The 21,331-nt window shown below is 59.9% G+C and carries 16 protein-coding genes and 1 pseudogene; 8 read left to right on the top strand and 9 right to left on the bottom strand.

Annotated features, from left to right (window positions below):
* Positions 1 to 8: 8 nt before the first annotated feature.
* Positions 9 to 1,634 carry an AMP-binding protein gene (locus tag RR42_RS24145; protein WP_236702168.1) on the bottom strand — a complete coding sequence of 542 codons (1,626 nt, stop codon included), beginning with the start codon at positions 1,632 to 1,634 and terminating at the stop codon, positions 9 to 11.
* A gap of 212 nt (positions 1,635 to 1,846) precedes the next feature.
* On the opposite strand from RR42_RS24145, the gene RR42_RS24140 reads away from it, so the two are divergent.
* Positions 1,847 to 2,758, top strand: a complete 912-nt coding sequence (locus RR42_RS24140; RefSeq protein ID WP_043353667.1) for a LysR family transcriptional regulator — start codon at positions 1,847 to 1,849, stop codon at positions 2,756 to 2,758.
* A gap of 616 nt (positions 2,759 to 3,374) precedes the next feature.
* On the opposite strand, the gene RR42_RS24135 is transcribed toward RR42_RS24140, so the two are convergent.
* Positions 3,375 to 4,346, bottom strand: a complete 972-nt coding sequence (locus RR42_RS24135) for a LysR family transcriptional regulator (protein WP_144409936.1) — start codon at positions 4,344 to 4,346, stop codon at positions 3,375 to 3,377.
* A 62-nt stretch (positions 4,347 to 4,408) separates the two neighbouring features.
* Between RR42_RS24135 and RR42_RS24130 the strand changes: the two genes are divergently transcribed.
* The 7 genes from RR42_RS24130 (at position 4,409) to RR42_RS39870 (ending at position 13,929) form a co-directional block, all read left to right on the top strand.
* Positions 4,409 to 4,828, top strand: coding sequence for a hypothetical protein (locus tag RR42_RS24130; protein ID WP_043353663.1), 420 nt, complete (start codon positions 4,409 to 4,411; stop codon positions 4,826 to 4,828).
* A complete protein-coding gene (locus tag RR42_RS24125; protein WP_063778456.1) occupies positions 4,828 to 8,379 on the top strand; it encodes an indolepyruvate ferredoxin oxidoreductase family protein in 3,552 nt (1,183 codons plus the stop codon). The genes RR42_RS24130 and RR42_RS24125 overlap by 1 nt, the downstream gene beginning before the upstream one ends.
* A 42-nt stretch (positions 8,380 to 8,421) precedes the next feature.
* On the top strand, positions 8,422 to 9,405 hold the full coding sequence (gene dctP / locus RR42_RS24120; protein ID WP_043353661.1) for a TRAP transporter substrate-binding protein DctP: 984 nt from the start codon (positions 8,422 to 8,424) through the stop codon (positions 9,403 to 9,405).
* Positions 9,402 to 9,977, top strand: a complete 576-nt coding sequence (locus RR42_RS24115; RefSeq protein ID WP_082055073.1) for a TRAP transporter small permease — start codon at positions 9,402 to 9,404, stop codon at positions 9,975 to 9,977. The genes dctP and RR42_RS24115 overlap by 4 nt, the downstream gene beginning before the upstream one ends.
* Positions 9,974 to 11,290: a TRAP transporter large permease gene (locus RR42_RS24110; RefSeq protein WP_043353659.1), complete on the top strand. Its 1,317-nt coding sequence runs from the start codon at positions 9,974 to 9,976 to the stop codon at positions 11,288 to 11,290. Before RR42_RS24115 ends, RR42_RS24110 begins: the two co-directional genes overlap by 4 nt.
* Before the next feature lie 608 nt (positions 11,291 to 11,898).
* Positions 11,899 to 13,002, top strand: a complete 1,104-nt coding sequence (locus tag RR42_RS24105; RefSeq protein ID WP_043353658.1) for a porin — start codon at positions 11,899 to 11,901, stop codon at positions 13,000 to 13,002.
* A gap of 384 nt (positions 13,003 to 13,386) precedes the next feature.
* A complete protein-coding gene (locus RR42_RS39870; RefSeq protein ID WP_052494911.1) occupies positions 13,387 to 13,929 on the top strand; it encodes a hypothetical protein in 543 nt (180 codons plus the stop codon).
* Here RR42_RS39870 and RR42_RS38775 read toward each other — a convergent pair.
* The 7 genes and pseudogenes from RR42_RS38775 to RR42_RS24065 form a co-directional block, all read right to left on the bottom strand.
* Positions 13,904 to 14,388 (bottom strand): annotated as a pseudogene (locus tag RR42_RS38775) (isocitrate lyase/PEP mutase family protein); the annotation flags it as partial. The gene RR42_RS39870 and the pseudogene RR42_RS38775 overlap by 26 nt on opposite strands.
* Positions 14,389 to 14,423: 35 nt before the next feature.
* The gene (locus tag RR42_RS24090; protein WP_043357768.1) at positions 14,424 to 15,416 is read right to left on the bottom strand and encodes a quinone oxidoreductase family protein; all 993 of its coding nucleotides are present in this window, start codon (positions 15,414 to 15,416) and stop codon (positions 14,424 to 14,426) included.
* Positions 15,417 to 15,527: 111 nt separating this feature from the next.
* Positions 15,528 to 16,496 carry a Bug family tripartite tricarboxylate transporter substrate binding protein gene (locus RR42_RS24085; protein WP_043353654.1) on the bottom strand — a complete coding sequence of 323 codons (969 nt, stop codon included), beginning with the start codon at positions 16,494 to 16,496 and terminating at the stop codon, positions 15,528 to 15,530.
* 161 nt (positions 16,497 to 16,657) lie between these two features.
* Complete coding sequence (locus RR42_RS24080) at positions 16,658 to 17,545, bottom strand: fumarylacetoacetate hydrolase family protein (protein WP_043353652.1); 888 nt, start codon at positions 17,543 to 17,545, stop codon at positions 16,658 to 16,660.
* 195 nt (positions 17,546 to 17,740) lie between these two features.
* Positions 17,741 to 18,580: a Bug family tripartite tricarboxylate transporter substrate binding protein gene (locus tag RR42_RS24075; RefSeq protein ID WP_052494910.1), complete on the bottom strand. Its 840-nt coding sequence runs from the start codon at positions 18,578 to 18,580 to the stop codon at positions 17,741 to 17,743.
* A gap of 209 nt (positions 18,581 to 18,789) precedes the next feature.
* A complete protein-coding gene (locus RR42_RS24070; RefSeq protein WP_043353649.1) occupies positions 18,790 to 19,848 on the bottom strand; it encodes an alcohol dehydrogenase in 1,059 nt (352 codons plus the stop codon).
* A gap of 24 nt (positions 19,849 to 19,872) precedes the next feature.
* A complete protein-coding gene (locus RR42_RS24065) occupies positions 19,873 to 21,312 on the bottom strand; it encodes an NAD-dependent succinate-semialdehyde dehydrogenase (protein WP_043353647.1) in 1,440 nt (479 codons plus the stop codon).
* Between the last annotated feature and the right edge of the window lie 19 nt (positions 21,313 to 21,331).

Raw genomic sequence — 21,331 nt, 5'->3', positions numbered from 1 at the left:
CGCCCGGCTCAATGTACTGACTCTTCGTCGATTTTTCCCGCGATCGTTGCGCGTAGATGCGCGCGATCAAGCTTGCCGACACGAGTGGTCGGAAAAGCGTCGCAGGCTTCGATCCGCTCGGGCAGCTTGAACTTGGCCACGCCGTGCGCGAGCAAGTACTCGCCCAGCTCCCCGACGGTAGGCACCTTGTGGCCGTCTCGGATGATCAGGAACGCGCACGCCTTCTCCCCATAGATCGGATCGGGCATCGCCACCACCTTACCGTCGGCGATTGCCGGATGGCGAGCGATCAGGTATTCGATGTCCTCCGTTCCGAATTTTTCGCCGCCGCGGTTGATGTTGTCCCGCATCCGGCCTTCGAAGCGGTAAACGATCTGCCCGTCGATCACTGCGGCCCGGATCAGGTCGCCGGTCCGGAAGAAACCGTCTGGGGTGAAACTGACCGCGTTGATCTCCGGCGCCGCGTAGTAGCCGCGCAGCGTCGAAGGCCCTCTGAAACACAGCTCCCCAGCCTCGCCGATCTGTACCTCCTCGTCTGTGCCAGGGTGAAGCAGCCGCACTTCGTCGTAGGGCGAGCATGGCATGCCTACGCTGCCATGGCGCGCCTTCATCGACGACTCCGGAGTGCCTGTCAGCACCAACCCTTCGGTAATCCCGAACATGTTGATTGATGGCATGCCGGTCGCGCGTTCGATGGCCTCCGCGCCCATCAAGGTCGACAGCGAACGCACGGAAGACAGGTCATGCCGTGCGACGTGGGGGTAGGCAGCGATCGCCGGCGCATGAGGTCCGATGGTGAACGCATGCTGCACGCGCTCGTGCTCGATTGCTTCGAAGTAGCGTTCCACGTCCCACTGTGGCATCAACACTGTCGTTGCCCGGAACAGCACCGTGCGAACGATGGCGAACATCATGCCGGCGTTGTGCAGGATCGGTAGAGCCCAAATGCCAACGTGACCATCCCGCATGTCATAGCAGGCACACCAGGAACGCACGTGACTTTGATACTCGGCATGGAAGCGCGGAATAACCTTGGGTACGCCCGTCGAACCACCAGAAAGCTGGAAGGCAACTACGTCCTCACAGCCGAACTCACCGGACGTATCCAGGGCGGAAAATTCCGCGGTGCTCTCACAGAGGCTCTCCAGCGCGTGCCCCCTTGCGTCCGGGGCGCCGCCGGCGACGATAAGGTGCGGGATCTGGTGTCGCTCCGACATTCCGGACGCGAACTTCGCCAGATCGAAACGCCCTCCGGCGTCCGCCTGTACGAAGTAAGCCTTGGGATTCGTCAGTTCGGCCAGCTTGCCGATCTCCAGTTCCCTGTACTGGGGAATGCTGCAGACAGGAACGATGCCGGCCTTGAAGCAAGCAAACAGTGCGACGACCGTTTCGATGCTGGTTCCCATCTGGAACATGGCTCGGTCATGCACTTGCAGCCCTAACGCTCTCAGGCCGCACGCCAGGCGCTCGCTTTTCGCGTCGAGCTCGCCGAAGCTCATGCGGTCGCCTTCGCAGACGAACGCAATCCGCTCTGGCGCGTGCTTCGCGGCACTTCGCAGGGTATCGCCCAGTGTCTGGCGGTCCCAGATGCCGCCGTTGAGATAGTACGCGGCCTGTTCCGGAGGGGTGTACACGACCCCATCCATTGGGTGCAGAGGGCCGGTTTTGTCACAGGCGCGCAGAGGCTGATTTCCAGGGTCCGCCCCTCCCTTTCCTTTGCAGGGCTCTCGCATGCATCGTCTCCTGTCTATTGTGTTCAACGGATCCGAGTATGGGACACCCGGTCGTAGATGCACAATGCAATGAGTGTTATTGTTAGTATTTATGGGCTAAATACCTGATACGCATGCAGCCTGAGATCGACCTGAAGCTCCTGCGCTTGCTTACGCAGATTCACGCGTTGGGCAGCGTGTCCAAGGCGGCCGATGCCGTCCACCTGAGCCAGCCAGCAGCCAGCCTCGCGCTCGGTCGCCTGCGCCGCATCCTTGGCGACCCGCTATTCGTCCGTGGTTCTAGTGGCATGGTGGCGACCGGCAGGTGCGATGAAGCAGTGACGGCGGCGCTAGAAGCGCTATCCCTGATAGACGGCGTGGTGCAGACTCCTGCCGACTTTGATCCCTTGAACGCGCGGCGGGACTTCGTGGTCACGTTGTCCGATATTGGCGAAGTGGTGTTCCTGCCCAAGCTGATGGCCAGGTTGTCACGGCTGGCGCCTCACTGCAATCTCAGGGCAAAAGCACTGTCCGTGCGTGAGTTGCCGGAGGCCATGCAGAGCGGGCAAGTCGAAATGGCGATCGGCTTCTTCCCCGATCTGGAACGTCCCGGCTTCTATATGCAGCGGCTGTTCGAACACCGCTTCGTCTGCCTTGTGCGCAAAGATCATCCTCGCGTGAAGACAGAGAGAATTCCATTGGCCGTATTCCTCGAATTGCCGCATGCCGTCGTAGAACCTGAGGGACGCAGCCACGAACTCTTTGAGCGCCTGTTGAAGAGCAAAGGCCTCAGCCGCCGCGTTCAACTCAGCATCCCACATTTCATGAGCGTGCCTGCAATCGTTGCTGCGACCGATATGATCGTCACGGTACCGCAAGCGGTGGCGGAGTACTTTGTACGGTTCGGGGAAGTGCGCATTGTGCAGCCCCCCGTCAATACGCGTCGCTACGCGCTAAAGCAGTACTGGCATGCGCGCTTCCACGCGGACCCTGGACTGAAGTGGCTGCGAGGTCAGATTGTGGAAGCTTTCACCGAGAACGCCTGAAGACACTACCTCACATGTCAGCCGCGACGCGCGATATTCCGCAAAAAAAGATGCGGACCATGCCGAGAGGCCACGCATGGGCGCTGCCGTCGCAGCCGCACCATAAGGCAGTTCGCCGATGCATGCGCGGCGAATCCGCAGGTCAGTGACCGAGCAGTCTGCCGTCCGCCGGCGCCACCATCACGCGCAAATGGATCGGACCGCGGCTAATGCCGAGTGGCTGATAGCAGACCTTGGCGCAGGCCTTGTCGCGAGCAATAGATTTGCGGCATGTGTATCACCGGCATCTGTGACTGCCCCAAACTCGTCCAGCCGTGTGCGGCAATCGAAGTAATCGGATGCCGAAAGGGCAACCGCGCAGCGGCCGCAAGCGCTTTTCGCTCGCCTGGAAAAGGGAGGCGACCCACAATACGCAATCCATAACCGCATATACGCGGTGATCGAAGCCCTCGGGGTAGCAAGCGCCGAGGCGCGCAGACCCACTGCGATCTCCGCATTTGTCGAGAACAATGACTCGTACGTGCACTGCTTTTCGTGCCCTGGCTAACGAGGTGCGTGTCCCGACGTCTCTGTATCCCTCTCCCCATGCGCCGCGTGCCAAGACGGCTCTTGATTGCTATCGATGTTTGCTGAACAATTCGACGACCGACTCCCGTAACCACCTGACCGCAGGATCTGTATGGAAACGCGGATGCCAGAACTGTTTCAGCGCATAGGGCTTGATATTGATCGGTGGCTCGACGATCCGCAGGTTCTCCAGGCCCACATAGTAGTCTGCAAGGGATTGAGGCACCGTCACGATGAGGTCGGTGGCCGCGATGATTGCCGGAATGGACAGAAAGTGGACCGACATCAATTGCACACGTCTTCGGTAGCCCTTCTCCTTGAGTAGCCCTTCGAATAGCTCATGGCTGCGCCCCATAGGTTCCACCACCGCGTGCGAAAGCTCCAGAAAGTCGCGCATGCTGATGCGAGAAGACGGCACATAAGGGTGGTCTGCCCGCACTAGGCACACCAGCGAGTGCATGAACAACTGCTGGGCGTAGAGTGCCGGGCGCTCCAGGTTGGGAAAGAACCCCAGAGCCAGATCGCAGCGCCCCTCCTCCAGCGCCAGCTCAATGTCTTCTATCGGGAAAGTCTCGCATCTGAGGTTGCATTGAGGCGCCGCCCGCGCGAGATGTGCCATCAACCGGGGCAGGAAGTAGAGCTCGCCGACGTCGGCCATGGTGACGACGAAATCGCGCCGAGCCGTAGCCGGCTCGAATGTGGGGCACTGAAGAATGTTCCCTTCGAAGTCCGCCAGCGCCTTCGACGCCGCGTCCGCCAGCTCCGTGCAGCGCGGCGTCGGCAGCATTCCTGACGGTGAGCGCACGAAGAGCGGATCCCCGAGGCGGGTGCGCAGGCGCCCCAATGCGAGGCTCGTCGCCGGCTGACTCAAATCGAGTTCCTCCGCCGCCTTGGACACGCTTCTCCAGCGGTGAAGCGCCACGAGCACCCGCAAGAGATTGAGATCGAATCGACCGGGCATTTGTTTGGCAAATATCGAAAATAACGCCGCCTTTATTGCACAAATATTGATCCCGGTCAATTCTCTGGCCGTGTGCTATCGCATGCGATTCCCAAGACTGAGACTCTAAATGGAGACAACGCATGAAGACCTTTGTAGTGAGGGACGGCCCAGCCAGCCTGTGCTTCTTAGCTTTCCTTCTGAAGAAAAAGCATCCAGAACACCGCATTCACGTCGTAGAGCAGGACCCGGGAGCGACTTACCGCTGGGGCGTCGAATTCTCCGGCGTCGCGGTGGGGGCAATACAGGCTGCGGATGAGGAGTTGTTCGGTGACGTCATCCGGGGACATCAAAGCTGCAAGTACATCCGAGTGGTCCGCGGGCGCCAGGGTGTTTACACCTATGGCAACCAGTGCTCTCACACACCACGACTCGAAGTGCTAGCTAAGCTGGAATCCGCCTGCGAGCGGAGCAAGGTAAGGCTCGCCCACGGTGACGTAACGGGCGCCAAGGTGCAGGGCATTAGTTCGATGGCAGTGCGAGTTTCGGAAAGGGAAACGTAATGGCCCGCTCTCTTGATGCTCGCTATGAGGCTGACACACCCTTGGCCTTCCTGAACGGAAACCAGGCGCTGATCCGCATGATCGTTGAGCAAATGCGCTCGGATGGGGAAACTGGCTTGCGCACCAAGGCGTTCGTCACGGGCTACCCCGGTTCGCCGCTGGGCAGCATCGACATCGCGCTGCGGCAGGCCAAACGGACTCTGGATGCCCACGGGATCACCCACCGTGCGGCGCAGAACGAGGAGTTCGCAGTCTCCATGCTGAGCGGCACGCAGATGCTCGATGAACACCCTCACCCGGATGTCGATGGTGTCGTTGGCTACTGGTATGGCAAGGGTCCGGGCCTGGACCGCTCCGGCGACGCGCTGAAGCACGCAAACTTCGCTGGCACGAGCCGCCACGGCGCCGTGGTCATTCTTAGCGGCGAGGACCACGAAGCGAAGAGTTCGACCGTCCCCTATCAGCAGGAGTTCTCTTTCGAACACCACGGCATCCCCGTGCTGTATCCCGCCAGCGTCCAGGAGTTCCTGGACTACGGCCTGCACGCCGCCGCGCTGTCGCGCTTCTCCGGATGCTGGGTGGCGCTAAAGCTTGTCGGCACCCTGTGCGACGGCGGCGAAGTCGTGCAGCTGCACCCTGCCGGCATCCGTACGCAGATCCCGGAGCTGCAGATCGGCGGAAAGCCATTTACCAGGATGGCGAACCACCGTTTCTTTCCGGTGACGAATGTCGAGACCGAGCGGCGCCTCTACGACGAGCGACATGCGGCGGTACTGGCCTACGCCCGCGCGAATGGCCTCAATCGCATCGTGCGCTCGGCGCCCGGGGACCGCATCGGAATCATCAGCGCCGGAAAGAGCTGGGCCGACACCCAACAAGCCTTGGAAGACCTCGGTTTCGACGGACCGGCCCTGCAGGCCCAAGGCATCCGCCTCGCTAAGGTCGGCCTGCTTTGTCCCGCTGACGGCGCCTTCTTCCGCGAATTCGCCGAAGGCCTCCAGACCATCGTCGTCATCGAGGAGAAGCGCGATTTCCTGGAGCGGCAGGTCGCAGCGGGGGCTGTCGGCGCCACCGTTCGCGAGATCCTCGGCAAGCACGACGAACATGGTCAGCGCCTCTTCCCGGTAGAGGGCGGCATGACAGCGGACATGGTGGCCGAAAGACTGGCCCGGATTCTGGCGCGAAGCACGCCGCTTCCGGAGCGCGGCCGCGAGCGCATCCAGTATCTGGAGGGAAATAGCGTGAAGCGCGATGCCGCGCTTCCGGGCCGGGCACCGAATTACTGCTCGGGATGCCCGCACAATGTGTCGACCCTGCTCGCGCCGGGCCAGATGGCCTGGGGGGCACCCGGCTGCCACCTCTTCGCGGCGCTCATGGACAAGCCACAAAAGCGCGTGGAAGCGACAACCCAGCTCGGTGGCGAAGGCTTGCCGTGGCTGGGCCTGGCGCCATACACGAGCCGGCCGCACATCGTGCAGAACGTCGGCGACGGCGCACTGTTCCATTCCAGCTATCAGAACATCCGGTTCGCGATCACAACCGGGGCGAACATGACGTTCAAGCTCCTGATCAACGGCGTTCTCGCTAACACCGGCGGCCAGGAAGCGGTAGGGGCGAGTGCGATTGCGGACCTTGCCGGCCGTCTATTGCAGGACGGCGCATCCCGCGTGGTCCTAGTCACGAAAGAGCCGGACCAGTACGCCAGAGTGCAACTCCCCGCCAGCCTAGTGCGCCGCTCACCGGACCAGCTCGAGCAGACCATGAAGGAGCTCGCGGCGATTAAGGGGGTCACGATCCTGATCTACGACGGGGCGTGTGCGAATGAGCGGCGTCGGCGCCAAAAGCGGGGGCTGCTGCCCGCGCCCACCGTATTCACTGTGGTCAACGAAGAGGTTTGCGAGAACTGCGGCGATTGCGGCGCGAAGGCCAACTGCATGTCGCTGCAGAAGGTGCCCACCGAATTCGGGCCAAAGACGCAGATCCACCAGTCAACGTGCAACCAGGACCAGGCCTGCATCCAGGGAGAATGCCCGTCCTTCGTCACGGTGGAAGTGGAGTCCGGAAAAGGCGTTCGAAAGCCGAGCCTACCCGCCATCGATGCCGCCAGTATTCCGGAGATCGAGCCGGGATCGTTGCAGGCGCCCTATCACATCTACATCCCGGGCCTCGGCGGATCCGGCGTGCTGACGGCCAGCGCCATCCTTGCGCAGGCGGCGTGCATGCAGGGTCTGCAGGTGAAAACGTATGACCAGACCGGAGCGGCGCAGAAGTGGGGGGCCGTGCTCTCCAGCCTGATCCTGGCTCCGGCGGACCGGCCGCCGCACACCAACAAGGTAGGCATCGGCAAAGCCGACCTCTACCTCGCCCTCGACCTGCTCGCGGCCGTGGAAACGAACAACCTGAAGTGCTGCGATGCCAACCATACTCGAGTCGTCGTCAATGCGGGTGTGTTTCCGAACGGGGATGTCATCCGCGACTCGCGCAAGACGCTGCCCACGCTGGAGTTGTGCGAGACGGTCGCAGCCGCCGGGCGGAAAGAGAGCGTCCTGACGCTGGACGCGCGCCGTATCGCGGAAGCGCTTTTCGGTGATTTCATGATGACCAACATGGTCGCTATCGGCGCTGCGTACCAGGCAGGGTGGCTGCCGATCCGTGCGGAATGCATCGAAGCTGCCATTGGGCTGAATGGCGCCCAGGTGGAAGCCAACACGATGGCATTTCGCGCCGGGAGACTGTGGGTGCATGCGCCCGAGCGGGTCGAAGTGATGGGCTCCCTGAAGCTTCACCCGCTGGCCGACCGCACGGAGCGCCTACGTGCCCTGCGCAGTGAAGGCAAACTGAAAGCGCTGGCGCGCTTCGAGTCGCACTTGGCGAAGCTGTCGCCGCAGTTGCGGGAGCGCGTGCAACTGCGTTTCGCGGATCTGATCGACTATCAGAATACTGCGTACGCTGCCCGTTACCTGGGGCGCGTGACGGCGTCGCTGCAGGCGGAGGCTGCCGCACGCGGCGAGGGCCACGGCTACGAGGTCACGGCGGCGATTGCCGAGAGCCTTCACAAGCTAATGGCTTACAAGGACGAGTACGAAGTCGCTCGCCTGCTGACGCTCTCCGGGTTCGAGAAACGGGTTGCGGACATGTTCTCCGGCAGCGTTCGATTGAAATATAACCTCCAGCCGCCTCTCGCACGCACCCTGGGCCTGAAAGGCAAGTTGCGCGTGGGCGGCTGGATTCGTCCCGCACTGAAAACCTTGGCCGCGCTCAAGTTCCTTCGGGGCACCGCTTTGGACCCGTTTTACGCGCTCGCATCACGCAAGGAGGAGCGTGCGCTGCTCGCATGGTACGAGGGTGTGCTAGGCGAAGGTCTCAAGCTGCTCGACGCGCACAACTCCGCCCAAGTCGTCGAGCTACTCCGGCTACCTACAACGATCCGCGGCTATGAAACTGTGAAATCTGCGGCCGCTACGGAAGCCAAGGCGCAGGCTGATCGCATGCTCGCCGCGCTGAAGCGCCCGCGCACCATCAAGATCGTGCCCGATCCAGTTGAGCCGTAACGCCGCCTTTCCCTGTTCTACAACGATAACGGAGACAAACAGATGTCCAAATTACTCAAACGTCTTGCGGCCACGGCTGTTCTCGGCCTGCTGGCTGTCTCGGCAGCAGCGGAGGAAGCGCAGATCCGGCTGGCCACGGCATTTCCCGAGAACACGTCGTGGGTGCAGGAGTTGGTGAAGTGGAGCGAGCGAGTGAATTCGAAAGGCAAGGGCCTGGTCAAGATAAGCTTCATCGGGGGCCCGCGCGCGATCCCGACTTTCGAGATCGGGAATGCGGTGAAGAGCGGCGTGGTTGATATGGCCCTCAGTCCGGGTGCCTTCTACACGAACGTGTTCCCGGAAGCCGACATGCTTAAGATGGCGCAGATTCCGGTGAGCGAGCAGCGCAAGAACGGCGCGATTGAATACATCAACAAGGTCTGGAATGAGAAGGGCAATATGGTGTACCTCGCCCGCATGGTGGAAGGCTACCCCTTCCACATATTCCTGACCCAGAAGATTGACAAGCTGGATCTCACCGGCAAGAAGATCCGCGTGTCGCCCGCCATCCGGCCTGCGGTACAGGCGCTAAATGGAAACGTAATCAACATCCCTCCTGGCGAAATCTACACAGCTCTGGAACGCAGTGTCATCGACGGCTACGGTTGGTCGATCGGCGGCATCTTCGACCTGAAGATAGCGCCGCTTACGAAATTCCGGGTGGATCCGGGCTTCTACGACGCGGACGTGTCGCTGATCATGAACCTAGACAAGTGGAAATCCATGACGCCGCAGCAGCGCGACTTCATCCAGAAGATGGCGATGGAAATCGAGAGTAACTCCTCCTACTGGCACAAGGAGGGGGAGGACGAGAAGAAGAAGCAAAACGCCTCCGGCATCCAGCCGCTCACGTTTGGCGCCGCCGAAACCGCAAAGTACCTGGACGCCGTCTACGAGGCGGGCTGGGCGGACCTGATCAAGACGAGCCCGGTCCATGGACCGAAGCTGCGCGCACTGCTGTCCAAAGAAGCGATGAGGAAGCAATGAGCGGCGAATCACTTAACAGAACTCTCGCACCTGCAGGCAACATCATCGAAACCCTGCAGGCCGCTGTTGGCCGCCTCTACGACTTCTTGATGGTGCTGGCCTGCCTTCTGCTGTTGATGATCGTAGGCTCAATTACCCTGGATGTCCTGTTGCGAAACCTGGTGATCCCAGGCTTGCCGCGCGGCTTCCCAGCGTCCAACGACATCTCGGAGTACGCCCTCTACTTCTGCACCTTGTTGGCCGCGCCTTGGCTGCTGCGCGCAGGACAGCACATCCGGGTGGATATCGTGCTGCGCGCCGTTCCCGCCAAGCTCGCTTGGGCCTGTGAGTGGCTTTCGGACGTGATAGCTCTCACGGGATGCGTGGTGGTGGCGTGGATGGGCGTGGTGATGGCCTTCCGGAGCTACGCAAGCGGAGCGATCCAGATCAAGAGCATTGTCATCCCAGAATGGTGGGTGATGGCGCCGTTGCCAGTTGCGTTCGCGTTGCTGGCCGTCGAGTTTGCATTCCGCATGTGGCGGCTTGCGCATAGCCAGAGGGGGCCGCGTTCGGACGCGGTATCTACAGCATGAGTGCCTGGATCCTTCCCGCGTGGCTGCTTCTTGGCGGCTCCACGCTCCTTCTCTTCGTCGGCCTTCCAGTGGCCTTCGCGTTCCTCATAACCAACCTCGTGGGCGCCTGTATGTACCTGGGCGGCGAGGCGGGGCTCGTGCAGTTGGCACGCAATAGCGTGGCCGCCGTCACCAGCTTTTCGTTGACGCCCATTCCGTTGTTCATCCTAATGGGCGAGATCCTGTTCCACACCGGCCTGGCGGTGAAGGTCATCGAAGGCGTGGAGCGGCTGATCACTCGGGTGCCGGGCCGCTTGGCGGTGGTAGCTGTTGTTGCGGGGTCGGTATTCTCCGCCATCTCGGGGTCGACGATCGCCACGACGGCGATGCTCGGATCCCTGATGGTGCCCGTCATGTTGCAGCGTGGCTACCATCCGACCATGGCCACTGGCCCGATCATGGCGATCGGGGCAGTCGACATGCTGATTCCCCCCAGCGCGTTAACCGTTCTGCTTGGCAGCCTCGCGAACATCTCGATCTCAGGGCTTCTGATCGGCGGCATCGTCCCTGGAGTCCTCCTATCGATCGGATTCATCGCCTGGATCGTGCTGCGCTGCGCCATGAATCCCTCGCTGGCTCCGGCCGGTGAGTTTGAGCACTTCCACGGGTGGGAGCGGTACAAGCTCTTCTTCCAGTACGTGCTTCCACTGCTCTCTATCTTCGGAGTGGTGGTTGGCGCAATGGTTGCGGGCTGGTCCACACCGACGGAAAGCGCGGCACTGGGCGTGGTGGCCACGTTGGTGATTGCCCTTGCGTACCGCGCACTGTCGCTGCAGGCGCTCATGAAATCTTTGCGAGGAACGATCGGAATCTCCGGGATGATTCTGCTGATCATCATGGGCGCGACCACGTTCGCCCAGATCCTGACTTTCTCCGGGGCTTCCAACGGAATCGTCGAGTCAATCACGGCCATTGGCCTCGGGCCGATGGCCATCATTGCCGGCATGATGCTGATCCTAATCTTCCTTGGGATCTTCGTGGACCAGGTGAGCATGATGCTCATCACAATCCCCATCTTCATGCCGATTGTGCAGAAGCTAGGAGTCGACACTGTTTGGTTCGGCATCATGTTCCTCGTCTGCATGCAGATGGGCTTGCTGCTGCCCCCGCATGGCTTGCTTCTAATGACGATGAAAGGCGTCGCTCCTCCTACCGTGAGCATGGCCCACATATTCCGTGCCATCGTGCCCTATATCGCCATGAGCGTGCTACTGCTCGCCGCCCTGTTCTTCTTCCCATCCATCGCCACTTGGTTACCAGGAATCATCAAATGAGCGACAAGACTGGACCCACATTGAGCAGCGCCCCGGGGCTCACCGCGGGCTGCACGAGACTGGACGAAAGCCCCCGAGAGCGGGTGATTTCCATCATAAAGCGATGAGATGAGCGGCGACCTCATCGAGCAACAAGGGGCGCGGTCGGCATTTGATATTAATCGGGCCGCGCCGCCACTAACACACCCTTTCCGGTTACCCGGTGCGCCGCTTCGGAGCTTATTATCTCCCCAAGTAGCTAATATGCCGCCGCGAAGTGTGAAGCCCCGTGCTCAAGCGTTCGAAGACTGGCATACCAAATGCTTTCACAGATTGCGACGATAGTTACCATTAAAGACTAATCGCAACCGTCGACTTAGCTAGATATATTCGTAGCCTAGTATGGCGGATTAACGCCCAGGCTTTTCACACTCACGGATTATCCAGATCGGATCCGACTTAATGTGTCCTTATCAGAGAACCCGTCAGTGCCGCGTACCAGGCGCTGTTCTACTGTCGACGGAACGGCAATCGAAATTTTTCTTGCATTAAAAGACGCGCCTCGGGCTAAGCGTGGCTATCCCTACGTCTGCACGGAGCGCACACAACAAAAAATCGAGGAGACAAGAATGAAATTCCACACGAAGATCGCTGGCTTGGTGGCGACAGTCACTCTGATAACCACGCCTGCTCACGCACAGAGCGCGGTGACGCTCTACGGCGTGGTGGACACTGGAGTAGCCTTTGTAAACGGAGTCGGTGCAAGCCGAAGTTCCGTAGCGTTCATGCCGAATCTTTCCGGCACAGTTCCGTCGCGCTGGGGTCTGCGAGGAACGGAAGATCTCGGCGCAGGAAACAAGGCACTCTTTTGGCTCGAATCGGGCTTTGCGCCAGACACCGGCGTCGCAAATCAAGGAGGGCGCATCTTCGGCCGTCAAGCTCTTGTTGGGATTAGTGGCCAATGGGGACAGGCCGCGGTCGGTCGACAGTACACGATGTTGTTCTGGGCTATGGCGGAACCGGACATGCTCGGACCGAACATTTTCGGCTCCGGGTCGTTCGACACCTACCTGCCCAATGCGCGGGCGGATAACGCCCTTTCCTACAAGGGAACCTTTGGTGGCGTTACTATCGGCGCTACCTACAGCTTCGGTCGCGATTCAGTCAATGCGGGGCCGAGCCCCGCCGGTACGAACTGCGCTGGAGAAAGCCCAGCCGACAAATCAGCCTGTCGCGAATGGTCCGTACTACTCAAGTACGATACGTCATCATGGAGTATCGGGGCCGCATATGACTCGCAACGTGGTGGTGCCGGTGCCTTTGGCGGCCTCACCAGAAGCGATCTAAAGGACGATCGTCTTTCCATCAACGGCTACTTCATGCTCGGCCAGGCGAAGATTGGTGGTGGCTGGCTCCGTCGAAATAATGAAGGAAGCCCAACGCCAATCAGCGACCTCTACTATCTTGGCACGTCCTTTCCTATCACACCGGCCTTTAGCGTCGATGCGGAAGGGTTTCACCAGCGGTTCCACGACAGCGCCAATAAGGCATGGATGTTCGCAGCACGTGGCACATACGCCTTCAGCAGGCGCACTTCCGTGTACGCAACGGCAGGCTATATCGATAACCGCGGCAACCTCACCTTGTCGGTCAATGCCGGCCAAGCCGGCACCAACACCAATGCCGGTGGAAACCAACTCGGCGCCATGGTGGGGATGAAGCACATCTTCTAACATCTAGTTCTCGCGAGGCACATGCGGGAGCCGTCACGGAACACGCCGGTGACAAGGCGCGTGGCGGCCACCGCACGCGCCCTTCGCTCCCCTTGGGTGCTGTTGTCAAGTGTCGTCGAACCGCGACTTCAATGCACACCGTCCGCTGCGCCGCGATGAGGACCCAGCGAGCATCTTTTGCGGGCGCGAATGACGCACGGTGTTGGCCAGCACGCCGGCCGGCGAGCCGTCGCGCCCGCATTCGCCGGCGCAGTATGTGGCGCCCAAATCTATGAGCGCGATCGCCTCCGACGCGGTGGTTTTGGCCAGTCTTGTTGCGACCCAGGCCACATAATTTTCGCCCCGCCTATCATGGTTAGCCTCGCTGTTTTGAGGAGGCGAAGCATGTATGAGACTCTTTTCAAGTACCCAGGTGTGTTGGCCCGATATCACGAAGGTCCCTATGCCGAAGCCCGGGAACAGTTTGTCGAGTCGTGCGCGAAGCAAGGGTACTCGCGCCGGATGCAGGTCAAGATCGCGTGGATATTGATGACCGTCGCACCCGCCCTAGACCTGAGCAGAGGCGCGCTTACAGCGCTCGATGTCCAACGTGCTGTCGAGCGCAGGATGCATGTTCTGCAGCAGCCGGGCGGCGTCACGGATGCAACGTCGTCCGCTGTGGTTTTCATACGCTTTGTCGTAGCGTGGCTTCGAGGCATGAACCTGTTCGCCGAAGCATCAGTTCCGCGCAGATTCCCCGAGGAGATCAACGAATTCGCCGTGTACCTGCGGGACGAGCGCGGTCTCTCACCAGTGACCATCTCAACTCGGTCGGAGAGATTGGCATGGTTTTTCGACAGCTTGCGTCCCACCCTGGACTCGCTGGCTGGAATCACCATTGCGGATGTCGACGCCTTCGTGTCGAAGATGCATCTGTTCTGGCGATGATGAGGAAGTCTGTGGAATGTCTGGCATCAACTGCGGCCTTCACCTTTCCGACCATTTCGTCAAGGCTTATCAAGGCCTTACCTGAGAGGTGGCCGCATTTCTTCAGCATCACCCGGTCCTCCAGTTGAATGGCATTGGCACCGGCTCTTTCCAGATTTCTGACCGTATGTCTCACATTCAACGCATTGCCAAAGCCGGTATCGGCGTCGACGATCAATGGCAAATCCACGACATCGCGTATAGCGGCTGCGTTCTGCACGACGTCGTTGAGTCCAATGAATCCCAAGTCGGGCATGCCATAGAACTGATTCGTCTGTCCTACTCCGCTCAGATACACCGCTTCAAATCCCAGACTTTCGATTACGCGCGCCGCCAGCGCGTTGCCTGCACCGGGAACCAGATGGCGCGTCGTTCGTAAATCATCTCCTTCAATCGATTTTCTCGGCCTGGCGATTTCATGCTTGCTCCAGAGTTTGTAGCATGTCTGCTTCCCGTCATCGGATCCAGGCTACCGATTTACCTATCTGTTGTCGGGACTCGATACGGGCATGCCCTTCGGCAATCTGGTCGAACAAATAGTGATTCGCGATTTCGATTTTCAGCCAGCCGTCGCTGATTGCCGCGAAAATGTCATCGGCTCTGTGCTGTACCGTACCGGCATCAGCCATGTGATCCGCTAGCCGGGGCCGGGTCAGAAAGAGTGAACCAGCTTCCCCCAGTTCATAGGGATCGAGGTCAGCAATACTCCCGGATACGTTTCCATAGTTGATGATAAGACCGCGCTTGCGCGTCGCGCGGAAGCTATCCCGCAATGTGGCGCGGCCGAGGGAGTCGAACACCACGTCCACGCCTGCGCCGGAGGTCAAGTCTCGCGCCACATCTGCGAAACGGCCCTCTTCGTAAAGAAAGGCTGCGTCGGCACCGCGTTGCCTTGCGACTCGGCACTTATCCTCAGTACTGGCAGTCGCAAAGACTCTCGCTCCGACTCTCTTTGCCAGCTGGATGAGAATTTGGCCGATACTCCCTGAAGCCGCGTGGACCAGGCAGACGCTGTCTGCCGAGAGACGGGCGACGTCGTGCACCAGATAGTGGGCAGTGCAGCCTTGAAACATCGCGGCCGCGGCCAAGTCATAGCCAATTGAATCGGGAAGTACGGCGATCCTGTTTGCAGGGATACACGCGTACTCCGCGAAGCTCCCCCATGCGATGCACCAGGCAACACGCTGACCTTGCCGCAGATGGGTGACACCTTCGCCTATTTGTACAACGGTGCCAGAGCCTTCCATTCCGAGTATGCAGGGCAGACCTACAGAGTAGGTACGAGAGTGAGCGTACTTTCCCTGGCGCGTGTGGATGTCCATGAAATTGATCCCGGCACACTCGACCTTTACAAGCACTTCCCCCAGTCCCGGGGTCGGTACCGGCATGTCGGAATCAACACGGACCACTTCCGGCCCACCATATCGCTCAATCCACATAGCGCGCATGGTAGCCCCTGCCGCCAGCGGCTCCTCTACCCTTCTCGCTTTCGCGTTAAAGCCTATGTCGTCATTCATGGTGGTTTCGGCCATAGCCGCTCGTGTTTCTCCAAAATGCGGTCACTCCGCAACCACTCCGGCCGTTTTGATCATGGCAGCAGTAGCCTGGACCTCTTCCGCAATAACGGCGCGCAGTTGCTTGCCATCACTGGCCACCACTTCAAGGTCTCGCGGTTTGAGGTACTGGTCAATGAATGCGGGGTCGCGCAAGATGTCACGCACATCGGCACGGATTCGGTCGGACACTGCAGCCGGCGTACCCGCGGGTGCGAACAGGGCATACCAGATGGAAATCTTCGCGTAGGGAAATCCCTGCTCTGCGACGGTGGGTACGTCGGGAAAGCGCGCAACGCGCTTATCTCCCGCCACAGCGATGGGCTTGATCTTTCCCGCCTGAACAAGGGGAGCAATTACACCGGAGCTAGCTGAGGCCAAGGCCACCTCGCCGCCTGCCAGGGCGGTAAGGCTTTGCGATACACCGTTATAGGGAACATGTGTAATATCAATTTTTTCATGATCCGCGATCGACGCAAAAAGCAAATGCGGCTGACTGCCTTTTCCATATGACCCATAAAATAACGAACGGGGCTTTTCTTTCGAAAGTCGGACCACGTCCTTAAGCGAATTCACGGGGAGGCTTCCATTCGCTACGATGAGTTGATCTGCCTTCACCATCAGGGTCAAAGGATCGAAATCCTTGTCGGGATCGTAGCCCAACTTTTTATATAGGAAGCGATTGCCGACGATCGACTGATTCACCGTTGCCAGAAGGGTATAGCCATCGGCCGGAGATCGGGCGACTTGAGCCGCTCCAATCGCGGAGCCCGCGCCTGCCTTGTTCTCAATCACAACGGGCTGCTTCCAGCGCTCCGCCAGTTTCGCGCCAACGGCCCTTGTGATGATGTCGACTCCCCCTCCAGGAGCGAATGGAACCACGATCGTAACCGGCTTGGTTGGATAAAGTCGGGCCGCCGAGGCTGACGTCGCCAGTGTAAGAAAGAGTGTAGCCAGTAGAGCCTTGTGTTTCATCGCTCGTCTCCCAACCTGTTATTGAGTACCAAACTGTCACCGGTTGCCGTACTTACCATGGCATGCCGCACTGACAGCGCTCGCTCCAGAAGGAATGCATGGCGGTGGCCGCACTGTGAGTGCGGCTGTCCAGGATCCTGCTTTAGCAAGCACGCCCTCTCTCAGTACGGGCGCGGTGCTCGAACATCCGTCTCGCTCACCGATAGACTCATCGCCCCAACCCCTTCGATCTCGATCCGCACCTCATCGCCGGGGACGAACGGACCAACGCCCTCCGGCGTGCCAGTGGCAATGACATCGCCTGCCTGCAGGGTAAGCACTGAGGACACCAGCTCAATCAGTTCTTCGATCCCCACGATCATTTCACCGGTATTTGCGCTTTGCCGGAGTTCGCCATTCACCCACAGCTTGTTCCCGAGCTTTTGGGGGAACTCCACTTCGTCTGCCGTAACGATCCATGGACCGAGTGGCGTAAATGTCTCGAAGGACTTGCGCATCGAGCGCTCTTCTTCCGCTACACCCTTTTCGATACGCATCGTCGCGTCGATCAAGCACGCATAGCCGAAGACGTAGTCCATAGCCTCACTGCGCGGCACGTTGCGGGCCTCTTTCGAGATGACCACGGCCAACTCGGACTCATGGTCAAAGCGTCGCGCTGAACCCTTGGGAAGTTGCAGCTGACCGCCCGCACCGACCAAGGAGCCGGGAGCTTTGAGGAAGAAGCCTTGTTCACGCGCTGACCGCCCGCCTGGCGTTACCACTCGCTCGCCCAGCTCGCCGATGTGCTTCTGGTAGTTCGCCGGAGCCGCGAAAACATGTTGGGGCGCGGGATTGGCCGGCAGCAGTCGTGCGCTGGCCAACGGCAGCGCCTTCCCCTTCTGCCGATGCTCACCGAATGTCTGCCGCAGATCCGACCAGTGGCTGATCAGCCAATTGATGCGTTGGCGCGGCATTTCGGCGAGAAAGGCAGGCAGCTCTCCTGTCATGTCATAGATGGTGTCGCCCTCGACGACGCCGACACGATAATCGTTGAAAGATGCAATTTTCATGAGCAGATCTCAAATATCAGGTTTCTAAACCGTTGTTGAAGTGGGCACTCGGCTTGCATCTCGAGCAATCGAGGAATGAAGTCGAACCTATGTCGTCTATGCCAGTAACACCGTCTCAGTCGTCACAACCTTCAGACGATCGAATCGAGCTACGGGTCTCCGAATCGCCTGGGGCGCCCGGGAGTTGTTACGCCTTCAGGCGAGCCTAAGGCCCAAGGTCTTGATGAGTGGGTGCCACCGGCGAACCTCCGCTGTAATGAAGTCGCTGAACTCCGCCGGTTTGTTGCCGACAGGTTCCATTCCGAGGTCTATAAAGCGCTCGCGAATCTCCGTCGACTTCAAAACCATGGCCGTTTCCGCACTTAACCTGTCCACGATAGGGCGCGGCGTACCCTTTGGTGCCAGAATTCCGGTCCATGCAAACGCTTCGGCATCGGCGACTCCCTGCTCTTCGGCGGTGGGTACATTGGGAAGTTGCGGGATACGAGTCTTGCTTAGCACAGCTAAGGCTTTCAGCTTGCCTGCCCGCAAATGGGACAAGGCGATTGCTGCATCGAGCGGCCCGATCGGCACGTGTCCAGCGAGCACAGCCTGCATTGAGGGAGCAGCACCCTTGAACGGAATTTCGACAGCGTCAAAGCTGCCTCGCCGTTTCAGTAACTCCATTGCGAGTTGGTGGTAAGTACCTTTCCCGGGCGAGGCATAGCTGACAGACGAACGCTTGCATAACGCGATCAACGAAGGAAGATCTTTGGCCGGAACGTCAGGGTGTGTCACGATCAATAGTGGCACCCGCGCCACCAGAGTCACCGCGGCAAAATCGCGAGCCGCATCGTAGGGAAGCTCGGGGTACAGCGCGCTGTTGAGCACCGGTGCAGAGCCGTCGGTTCCGAAGATCGTGTGCCCATCTGCTGCTGCCCTCGCTACATAACTGGCGGCGATAATGGCCCCCGCGCCAGGTTTGTTGCTGATCACCACCGGCTTGCCCAACCGCCCTCCCAGGCCCGGTGCGATGGAGCGCATGATGTAATCCACTCCCCCTCCAGGCGAGTATCCGACCACGCATTCTATGGGTTTATCCGGCCACGCTACGGCCTGAGCCAATCGGGGGAGCGCTGCTGTGGCAAAGAGCCCTAACGCTGCGCCATTGAACCTGCGTCTGCTTGTTGACATGGTTGTCTCCTAGGGTACGTGGGCTTCATCGAGCCTTTTTCCACCGTTTTGACGGCCGATTTCCGGACGGTTTATGCGTGGTCCATTACGGCGATGGCCCGCCCGTTGATGCGTCCGGCTTTCAGGTCATGCAGCATTTCGTTGATCGTGCCGACCGGTCGTTTGTGTAATGGGACAGAGAGTACGTTCCGTCGCTTCAGGAGATCGATGAGTGCATTCATCTCCTGCAAAGACCCGACGTATGATCCACGAAGAGTCAGGTTGCGCATCGGTAGCAGCGCCGTTGACAGAGGAAGTTCTCCGCCGAAGAGACCGACAACGATGATTGTTCCGCCTTTCCCAACCGATTGGATTGCAAACGACAGAGTTTCCGGTGAACCAACGAAGTCAATGACGCCGCGAACGCCTTCGCCCACCATTTCCCGCAATCGACCAATTGAGTTCTGCTGTGCAGTGTTGATGGTTCCGGCTGCACCATGAGCTGCGGCGATCGAGAGCTTGGGGTCGTCGATATCCGCGACCAGGATCTTTGCCGGCGTCAGGACCGAAGCCAGGCCCAGCGCGGCGAGGCCAAGACCCCCGGCGCCGATCAGCAGAACGGTATCGTCGGCTTGATACTCAGGCAGCTTCCTTAACGCCGAGTACGCGGTGAGGCCCGAGCAGGCAGAGGTGGCAGCAACATACGGATCAATGCTGCCATAGTCGATGACGTATCGGTCGTGAGGGACCACGACATAGTCGCTGTAACCACCCGCTTTCCGTGTGCCGAGCCCGACGTTCGCCGCGCAGTCCAGTTCGTTTCCCCTCGCGCAGTGACGGCACGTGCCGCACCCTATCCATGGATATACCACGCACCGCATGCCAACCGGGACCGCTGCTTCAGGGCCCGCTTCTTCGACGACCCCGACGATTTCGTGGCCCAAGGTGAACGGAAGCTTGACCCCGACATCCTCAAAGGACACCTTCTTGCCGCCTCCCATATCGAGATAGCCCTCCCAGATATGGACGTCACTATGGCAAACTCCACACGCCTCTACTTTGACGAGAACCTGGGCTCCGATAGGGCGCGGTCGCTCACGCAGGACCGTCTGTAGCGGCTTTCCCCATTCAACGATGTCATAACTTTTCACTGACGCAATCTCCTCTACAAGTGGTCACGTGGCGCTTCGAAGCACCGACTTGACGTTGAAGTGCTCAAGCAACCCTTCCATCCCCATCTCGCAGCCAAGTCCACTATCTTTAATCCCGGCGAACGGCATCTCCGGTGGTGGACTGGAGAAAGCATTGAAACTGACGAAACCCGCCTCGATCCTCTCCTGGATTTCATGCATGGTTTTCACTGAGTCAGTGAATGCGTAGGAGCCAAGTCCCAGCTCGACTCGATTCGCGGCATCGATGGCTTCACCGACCGTGTTGAATCGGGAGAACAGCGCAATTGGGCCAAATACCTCGGACCGCATGGCCTCCATATCGCCATCGGCTTCGGCAATGACGGTTGGACGCCAGAAGTGGCCACCGGGATGCACCTCTGCGGCGCTCCCACCCGTCACGACTTTCGCGCCTTTCCCGACCGCATCGGCAGTCATATCCCGCATCGCCGCCATGCGCCTCTCATTCAGCAGCGGGCCCATCTGAGTCTCGGGTATCAACCCATTCCCAAGGCGCAAGCCGGCCGCCCGGTCGGAAAACTGCCGCACAACGTCATCGTAGACCTCGTTGTGTACGAAGAAGCGAGTAGGCGCATGGCAGATTTGGCCGGCGTTCCTGAACTTCGCAGCCGCAGCGAGCTCGACGAAGCGCGTCACGTCCACGTCGCGGTCAACGATGACAGCGGAATGCCCGCCGAGCTCAAGAGTGATCTTCTTCATCGCCGCACCAGCCAGTGCGGAAAGATGTCGACCTACGGGAACAGAGCCCGTGAAGGTGATTTTTCTGATCTTCGGTGAAGAAATCAGGTGCTCAGAGATCTGCGCTGGGTCCCCGAAGACGACATTGAACACGCCATTGGGGAGGCCGACCTCAAGGCATAGTTTCGCGATCGCAACCAGAATGCCCGGAGTTTCCTCGGCGGGTTTCAGGACGACCGTGCATCCCGCGGCAAGCGCCGTGGCAACCTTCCGGGCCGCGAGAACGGCAGGATAGTTCCAGGGGGAAAACGCACCCACTGGCCCGACCGGTTCATACAGTACCAACTGCTCAACACCAGCCAATCGAGGACTGACGATGCGACCGTAGACACGCTTTCCCTCCTCGGCCATCCATTCGAAGGTATCGGCGGTTGCTTCAATCTCGGCGCGTGCTTCCCGCAGAGTCTTGCCCTGCTCCATCGTCAACACGCTCGCCAGGACCTCGGCACCGGTCCGAATTGCAGATGAGATGCGGGCCAGTACGCGCGCGCGCTCCAACGGTGATACGCGCTTCCATTGCGCGAAGGCCCGATCCGCAGCATCGATAGCGCGGCCGATGTCCTCTTTCGAGGCCATGGGAAGATCACCGAGTACATCGCCAGTGGCGGGATTTCTGACAGTCCTGGTGGGTCGGCCGCTCTCGATCCATTCGCCGTCAATCAGCAGGCTCAGCTTTGGATAGGTCATTGTCTAAGGTGTTCCATGT

Source organism: Cupriavidus basilensis, assembly GCF_000832305.1.
GTDB classification, from domain to species: domain Bacteria; phylum Pseudomonadota; class Gammaproteobacteria; order Burkholderiales; family Burkholderiaceae; genus Cupriavidus; species Cupriavidus basilensis_F.
Note: the sequence above shows the minus strand (reverse complement) of the source record. Positions and strands in the feature narration are given on the sequence as shown.

Excerpts from the sequence above, each read along its gene's own strand:
- RR42_RS24140 (WP_043353667.1), top strand. The coding sequence starts at position 1,847 with ATGCAGCCTGAGATCGACCTGAAGCTCCTGCGCTTGCTTACGCAGATT.
- RR42_RS24130 (WP_043353663.1), top strand. The coding sequence starts at position 4,409 with ATGAAGACCTTTGTAGTGAGGGACGGCCCAGCCAGCCTGTGCTTCTTA.
- RR42_RS24125 (WP_063778456.1), top strand. The coding sequence starts at position 4,828 with ATGGCCCGCTCTCTTGATGCTCGCTATGAGGCTGACACACCCTTGGCC.
- dctP (WP_043353661.1), top strand. The coding sequence starts at position 8,422 with ATGTCCAAATTACTCAAACGTCTTGCGGCCACGGCTGTTCTCGGCCTG.
- RR42_RS24115 (WP_082055073.1), top strand. The coding sequence starts at position 9,402 with ATGAGCGGCGAATCACTTAACAGAACTCTCGCACCTGCAGGCAACATC.
- RR42_RS24110 (WP_043353659.1), top strand. The coding sequence starts at position 9,974 with ATGAGTGCCTGGATCCTTCCCGCGTGGCTGCTTCTTGGCGGCTCCACG.
- RR42_RS24105 (WP_043353658.1), top strand. The coding sequence starts at position 11,899 with ATGAAATTCCACACGAAGATCGCTGGCTTGGTGGCGACAGTCACTCTG.
- RR42_RS39870 (WP_052494911.1), top strand. The coding sequence starts at position 13,387 with ATGTATGAGACTCTTTTCAAGTACCCAGGTGTGTTGGCCCGATATCAC.
- RR42_RS24090 (WP_043357768.1), bottom strand. The coding sequence starts at position 15,416 with ATGCGCGCTATGTGGATTGAGCGATATGGTGGGCCGGAAGTGGTCCGT.
- RR42_RS24085 (WP_043353654.1), bottom strand. The coding sequence starts at position 16,496 with ATGAAACACAAGGCTCTACTGGCTACACTCTTTCTTACACTGGCGACG.
- RR42_RS24080 (WP_043353652.1), bottom strand. The coding sequence starts at position 17,545 with ATGAAAATTGCATCTTTCAACGATTATCGTGTCGGCGTCGTCGAGGGC.
- RR42_RS24065 (WP_043353647.1), bottom strand. The coding sequence starts at position 21,312 with ATGACCTATCCAAAGCTGAGCCTGCTGATTGACGGCGAATGGATCGAG.